This is a genomic window from Methyloceanibacter superfactus, from assembly GCF_001723305.1.
In the GTDB taxonomy this organism is placed as follows: domain Bacteria; phylum Pseudomonadota; class Alphaproteobacteria; order Rhizobiales; family Methyloligellaceae; genus Methyloceanibacter; species Methyloceanibacter superfactus.
The window spans coordinates 1-6687 of sequence record NZ_LPWF01000019.1 but is presented as its reverse complement, the minus strand read 5'-3'; the positions used below and the strand labels follow the sequence as shown (position 1 = coordinate 6687).

Annotated in this window: 6 protein-coding genes; 4 read left to right on the top strand and 2 right to left on the bottom strand. The window is 61.6% G+C overall.

What is annotated here, in order from left to right:
- Window positions 1-33 precede the first annotated feature (33 nt).
- A complete protein-coding gene (locus AUC69_RS06105) occupies window positions 34-1200 on the bottom strand; it encodes a phenylacetate--CoA ligase family protein (protein WP_069441376.1) in 1167 nt (388 codons plus the stop codon).
- A 491-nt stretch (window positions 1201-1691) separates the two neighbouring features.
- Here AUC69_RS06105 and AUC69_RS06100 point away from each other — a divergent pair, with 491 nt between their 5' ends.
- The 4 genes from AUC69_RS06100 to AUC69_RS06090 all read left to right on the top strand — a co-directional run bounded on the left by AUC69_RS06100 (window position 1692) and on the right by AUC69_RS06090 (window position 5904).
- Window positions 1692-2045: a hypothetical protein gene (locus AUC69_RS06100; protein ID WP_069441375.1), complete on the top strand. Its 354-nt coding sequence runs from the start codon at window positions 1692-1694 to the stop codon at window positions 2043-2045.
- Window positions 2046-2826: 781 nt separating this feature from the next.
- The gene (locus AUC69_RS16960) at window positions 2827-3255 is read left to right on the top strand and encodes a hypothetical protein (protein WP_141700630.1); all 429 of its coding nucleotides are present in this window, start codon (window positions 2827-2829) and stop codon (window positions 3253-3255) included.
- A 926-nt stretch (window positions 3256-4181) separates the two neighbouring features.
- Window positions 4182-5501 (top strand): hypothetical protein, encoded by a 1320-nt coding sequence (locus AUC69_RS16955; RefSeq protein ID WP_141700629.1) that lies wholly within the window; start codon window positions 4182-4184, stop codon window positions 5499-5501.
- Between the two features lie 211 nt (window positions 5502-5712).
- A complete protein-coding gene (locus AUC69_RS06090) occupies window positions 5713-5904 on the top strand; it encodes a hypothetical protein (RefSeq protein ID WP_069441373.1) in 192 nt (63 codons plus the stop codon).
- Between the two features lie 237 nt (window positions 5905-6141).
- On the opposite strand, the gene AUC69_RS06085 is transcribed toward AUC69_RS06090, so the two are convergent.
- Window positions 6142-6612, bottom strand: coding sequence for a tyrosine-type recombinase/integrase (locus tag AUC69_RS06085; protein ID WP_083239155.1), 471 nt, complete (start codon window positions 6610-6612; stop codon window positions 6142-6144).
- Window positions 6613-6687 lie beyond the last annotated feature (75 nt).

Below are 6687 nucleotides of genomic sequence, written 5' to 3'. Positions count from 1 at the left end.
GCTCGGCGGGCTGCATCACCACTACGTCCGAGTCTAGGTTTTCGGTACACACAGCGTTCGGAAGACCAGCGGGTGGACATGAACGCCGCCAGGATAGGCAAAGATGTCGTCCGCGCGCCCCTTCACACCGCTGACAAGAGGAAAGACCGCGCCGCACGAGCAGGGTTTATCGTCAGGGACCGGGATGTCTGTCAGCTCATAGCGAATGAGCGGCAAGGTGCGTCCGAATAGCGATGTCACGAGCACTCGGTCGACGGCGGCTGAGTCGCGAGTCGGCTGGTCATGCTCGTCGACGAACTCAGTAATAATAAGATCATCGGTCATGTGCATCCCCTCATGGGCGTCACATTCAATACCTATATGGCCGACCTCCACGCAGCCCCACATGTTATTGATCTCCACGCCCCAAGCTTTCCTGACGGCATCCCGTGTCTCAGGTAGGAGCGGCTCTGAGTTGGTTGTCACGCGTTTGGGGTCAATCTTGAGACGGCCACTCAGAGCCTCCGCACCCAGTTCTTCCATTACTGAGCCAAAGCAGTTGATCTGAGTCGGCTGTGCATCGTTGAGGGCAGCGACAAGGCCCGAGAGCGGTGTGTTGGCTGGAAGCCAACGGATATCGGCCGCTGGATCGGTCGACACGGAGAATAGGAACGGACTGCCATGAACAATTTCGCCGGCCTCGATCACAGCCAATAGTCTCCGCCCCGACAGACGATCCGGTGGTTCGTCGCGAACTTGGTAGCGAAAGGTCGCGCAGGCAATCTCGACAAACTCGCTCCAGCTCCATGGGAACACACCGCGCACGCCAGAAGATCCGCCAGTTGCAATGACGAGGTAGTCGTCGAGGTAGTAATAGTCCCTCGTCGTTCTATCGAGTTTGGCGGTTATGTCATCGTTACAGCCGGCAAGAGTCAAACGCCGGTCCGTGACCACCTGGTCCCAGTTTGACATGACATCGGCCTTGGTCATCACCGGCAACCGATTGAGATCGGCCTCGGTGAACGACGCCGCGTCGATCTGGCTCAGCCGTTCGGCGTGCCACGGGGAATTCTTCTTGGCGAATGCCAGCGTCTCTCGCAACGCGCGCTGCCGCTCGGCCTTGATCTGTTCAACGGACCAGGAGAGCCGCGCGACATGGGAGGGGAGCCGCTCCGCTACCGCCGCTAGCTGCTGCCGCCTGCGAGGGCTGTCGATGATCACTGTTCGAAACCTTTCTCAGATCTATAGTGGCAACCCAAGAACAGCGACCAGTCCGCCGCGAATGTCGCCCTATGGCACTTAGCGGACATCGATTTCAACGCAGAGGATGTCTGCTGTTGGCGATAAAGCCGACATCCCCGATCCGCGCACCCAGGTCCGCTACTGACCCAAAGCAGACTAACGCCACGCCTCGGACAGCACGAGGGACGCTGTATCGCGCGCCATGACGTGCCGGCCGCTCTGGCGGCGCAAATTCTCGACGCGCTCGCTGCCACGGCTCTGATCGGCTGTTTGCTGCGGGCCGGAAAGTGCCGCAAAAGCGAGGCGAGTAAAGCGCGCGTGCAATCAAGGGTAGTCTGATAAGAGTCAGCATGTAATATTGCCAACAGCTGAGCCATCAGGACGCGCCGAGGCGTCCCAGGCCGCTGGGTGTGCTGTTGGAGGACGCAAGGAACACGGCGTGGTGGGTCCGCCGTCTCGGGGCTACCGCAGTGCTTGCCAGCCTAGCTTTTTCGCTGGGCGGCGTCGCCGCGCACAGTGACGCGCCATTACCCGATCCCGGAAGCCACCAGTCTGCCGGCACCCATTACGGCCCCAATCCCGCTTATCGCCTCACACCGCAAATCAATCGCATCATCCGCGTCGCCCAGCGTAGCAAGGGCGATGAGGAGAAGAAGGGATCGTCCGGCGGCACCCAGCTCAAATCCGCGCCCGTGCAGAAAAAGACCGCGCCGCCTGCGAAAAGGCAAGCGCCGGTTATAAAGAAGAAGGCGCCGCCGCCAAAGAAGGCGACGCCGACGCGGAAGAAGGCGCCCGGTGGTGAAGAAAAAGTCGCCGCCGCCTAAGAAGTCCCCACCTCCCAAAAAGAAAGCTCCTCCGCCAAAGAAGGCGCCGCCGCCCAAGAAGGATGTGCCGGCGCAAAAGCGCCTCCGGCCAAGAAGACGCCGCCTCCGCAGAAGCGCCGCCGGCACAAAAGGCGCCGCCCGCGCCTGGCGGAACGCCCGAGCAGCAGCAGGAAAACGCGGACTACTGCAAGGCAAATCCGACGAGCCCCAAGTGTGCGCCGGCGGAGAAAGCGCCACCCGCCGATCAGCAGCAAGAGAACGACGCGTACTGCGCCAAGAACCCGACTGGCTCCAAATGCGCGGGGCAGACTGACCAGCCGCCACCGCCCACCGACAAAATCTGCAATGCCAATCCCAAATATCCCGGCTGCGACAAGCTCAACCAACCGAGCCTGCCGCCCGCGCCCGAGGACGAAGGTGGCGTCGGCAGCATCTGCGAGCAAAACCCGCAGTTACCGCAGTGCCAGGTGCAGCGTCCCGAGGACAAGGTTCCACCACCGCTGCCCCCGGGTCCCGATGATACCGACCCGCCTCCGCCAGGTTTCCCGCCACCCGGCGCGCGCCGGGACCGCCTCCGGGTCCGCCGCCACCGCCACCGTCCGACCAGGGTGAAGGCGAGGCGCCGCCACCGGGGCCGCAAATCCAGAGCGTTTCCGAATGCCCGGCGGGGCAACGCCTTTCCGTCACGGGTGTTTGCTTTGAACCTTGTCCCGAAGGGACGTCCTGGTATCCAGGGAGCGAGACGTGTCTGGCCGAATGTCCCGGTGGACCTGGGGGATATGTGGATGACGGCTCGGGCCAATGCCGGCAATGCGCGGGCGGCACGATCGTCGATGACCAGTGCCAGTGCGACGCGCGCTATCTCCCAAGTACGGACCCGAACGCCTACAGCCTGTGCGAAGGGTGCAACGGAGTCATTTATGAGAATCAGTGCATCGCGCAGTGCCCGCAAGGGACGCTGTACAACAGTGGTTATTGCGTTGCCGAATGCCCCGAAGGCCGCGTCCAAGGCGAAGGCGACGCCGTCGGCGCGTGCTTGCCGGTGGAATGCCCGGAAGGGACGCTCCACGAGTTCGATCGCTGCGTTGAGGAATGCGGCACCGGCTACAACTTTGTCCATGAGGGGCAGTGCCTCTCAAACTGCCCCAGCGGTCTCATCGAGCTAGACGGTCAATGTCTCGCCCAATGTCCCGAGGCCAGTTCGAGGTAGACCTTCAGTGCTACTCGGAATGTCCGGACGACTTCGAGGAGTGGAATGGGCAGTGCGTCTTCACGCGTGATTGTCCTGGCTCGAAGGTGCATCTTCAGACCGGCGAGCCTGGCGGAGAATGCGTCGACGCATGTCCAGAAGGGCAGGTCGAGCGGCTCGGCTCCTGCATCGGGACTTCGTATTGCATTAGCCAGGGCGGCTTTGTCCATGCGGATGAATGCGTCGAGCAATGCCCGAGTGACACGACCCTCCAAGCGGGTACCTGCCTCGATCCATGTCCCGCAGGTCAAGAGCGGGTGGGGAACCAATGCCTGGACGTCTGTCCTTCAGGTACCATCCGGCACGAATTCCAATGCGTATCGGCGCCGTGCCCAGTGGGCCAAGTGCGGGTTGACGCTGTCTGCAAGCCTTTCGAAAATCTCACATACGACGAGTACATCGCGTTCTGCGTCGCTCAGACAGATGAGCTAAGCCTACCGGTGCCGGAGGGCTCAACGCCTGAGGAGCAATGCGAAGAGTCCGCGGCGACCGCGTGTCAGGAAGGCGGTCTCGGGAATACGCCTTCAGGTAATGCACAAGCTTGCCTGGAGCGGCCATGCGCAGACGGTTTGGAAAATGTCGGCGGGCAATGCGTTGCACCGTGCGGAGAAGAGCAGGAGCGTGTTTCCGGCCAGTGCGTTGCCTCTTGTTCTGGGGGCCAAGTGCGTAACTCGGATGGCCAGTGCGCCTGTGCCGCGGGACAGGTGACAGTTCAGGACGGCAGTTGCGCGGCAACCTGTCCGGTCGACCAGATTGCCGATAGCAGTTGCACGGCAAGTTGCCCCAACGGCCAGTATGCGCGTGGAGATGGAACATGTGCAGAAAGCTGTCCCGAGGGGCAATTGAGTGCGGAGAATGGAAGTTGCGTCGCAAGTTGCCCGGAGGGGATGTATCGCAGCCAGGGCAGCCAATGTGTGTCTCAATGTCGGTATGTGGGGGGCAATGCGGCGGTTCTGAACGGCCAGTGCCTTTTGACCCGCCAGTGTCCGCTGGGTTATGCGCGGCAGGGTGATCAATGTGTGGCAAATTGCGTGCCCGGCGATACGCAGGGCGCGGATGGCACATGCTCAAATCCGTGCGGCGAAGGTCAGGTACATCAAAACGGCGAGTGCCGACAGCAATGCCCCGAAGGCCAAGCCTATTCCTCTTCGGGTTCAACAACTTGTACTGGGCAGTGTCCTTCAGTCGGCTCGTACAACATCGATACGCCCACAGTTCCGGTCAACGGCATATGTACAAACGTCTATGAGGTGCCTTTCGAAGATGCCGTTGAAATATGCATGGCGGGCGGCGGCTTCTCCCAAGGCGTAACCGGGATGGACCGTGCTGCTTGCGAAGCAGCCATTGTTGAAAGTTGCGAAAACCGCGTCGATCTCAGTACTGGCCTGCATCCGCAGGTTCCGCGTTATTGCGGCGATATCGCCAATCCCGCCGACGGGACATTCGAGCCGCCGCCGCCTCCCGAAGGCGAGCAGTCTCCCCCTGCCGATGGCGATGGTGAAGCTCCCCCGCCTGAAGACGATGAGGCACCGCCGCCCACCGATGACGAGACGCCACCGCCCGAGGACGAGACGCCTCCACCTGCCGAGGAAGAGACAACGGGCGACGACGCACAGCCGCCGGCGGATGAAGCGACTACTCCGACTGACGAGCAGGCGTCGCCACCAACGGAAGAGGTCCCGTCAGCTCCGGACGAGGCACCACCGCCGGAAGAAGAGGCGCCCCCGCCTGCCGAAGAAGAGACACCGATACCACCTGGCGACGGAGACTACGGCAGTATCTGCGAGCAGAATCCGCAGTTCCCGCAATGTCAGGAGCAGCAGACCGACGAAGGTGCTCCGCCTCCGCCGGATGATCAAACACCGCCACTGCCGGCCGAGTCTGCCCCGCCACCTCCGAGCGGTCCACCGCCTTCAAGCGGAACACCAACGCCTGCGCCGAGCAAGCCGAGTGAAGCGAAAGAGACCGCCGAGACTCCACCTGCGCTGCCGGTTGCGGTGGTCATAGCCATCGACGATTACGATAACAATGCGCTCTCCGGGTCGCCGCAGGCCATCGCCACGCCGCACATTTGGTGCGCTTCCTCAAGGGCGATCTTGGGATGGACGACACAAGGATCATCACCGGACGCAACGCTGGTGGCGCGGAATTTGAGGACATCTTTGGCATGGGGGGCGGCGCCAAGAGCGAGTTGGGCGATTTGCTGAAGGATCGGGAGGCGTCCGAGCTGATCGTCTATTACGCGGGTCAGGCACGGGCCCTCGATGGTGGTGGAGATGTCCTGCTGCTGCCGGCGGATGCGACCCGGCGAAGACTGAGACCGGCGTCAAGCTGTCTGCGCTCTATGACCGTCTAGCGGCCTTAGGTATAGAGAGACTTCGCGTTTATCTCGATCCGTCCTGGATCAAGGACGAAGATGTGGTCGAGATCGAAGCCGGTCCGCGCATCGGTCTGTTCGGGCTGTTCACGCCACGTCACTGGGTGACGCTGTCCGCCGCCAGCGACACGAGCGAGGTCGGCGATGCGCAGCGGCAGCGCAGCCTGTTCATCGAATCTTTGGTAGCAGGTCTGGCGGGGGATAGCCGACTCGACGGGCGAGGGCGATGGTGATGGCACGGTGAGTGCGAAGGAACTCCACGAATTCACGCGGGACCAGGCCGTGGCGGCGACTAAGCGCGGCGCCAAAGTGCCCATGCCGTCTCTCTACGGCAAGCCAGGTGAGACACTCAGAACTTACTAACCGGCGTCCTGCGATGATCTGACTTTAGATTGATTGGCCCGATGTCCGCTCCTGGCACGAATGAGACGTTAGAGGTGAAGCGGAACATGTCCGCTTCACCCTAGCTTTCAGACGTCTACCTTCTCCGCAATCTCAAGGGCGTCGTCGACCTCAATTCCCAGGTATCGAACGGTGCTCTCGATCTTGGTGTGACCCAGGAGCAGCTGGACGGCCCTCAAGTTCCCCGTTTTTCGATAGATCAACGTCGCCTTGGTTCTTCTGAGCGAGTGTGTTCCGAATAGCGACGGATCGAGACCGATCAAAGCCAGCCAATTGTTGAGCAGGCGGGCGTACTGCCGTGTGCTGAGGTGAGATCCATCCGCTTTCCCTGGAAAGAGGAATCGATCCCCGCTGCTAGGCAGCGCAGCCAGATGAGCATCAATGGCCAGCTTGGTCTGCTCGGTGATCTCGAACTTGACCGGTTGACAGGTCTTCCGCTGCCGGATCGAGGCCCGGTCGATCGCGTAACCGTTGGGTGCAACATCCAGGATCCGAAGTCGAACAAGATCGCACCCGCGTAGTTTGCTATCGATCGCCAGGTTGAAGAGCGCGAGATCCCTGTGTGTACCGAAAACCCCATCCGCATTTGATCGGCTGAAGGAATCACCTAACGT

What these genes read in the sequence shown, in the direction of transcription:
- AUC69_RS16955 (WP_141700629.1), top strand. Translation starts at nt 4,182, where the DNA reads ATGTATCGCAGCCAGGGCAGCCAATGTGTGTCTCAATGTCGGTATGTG.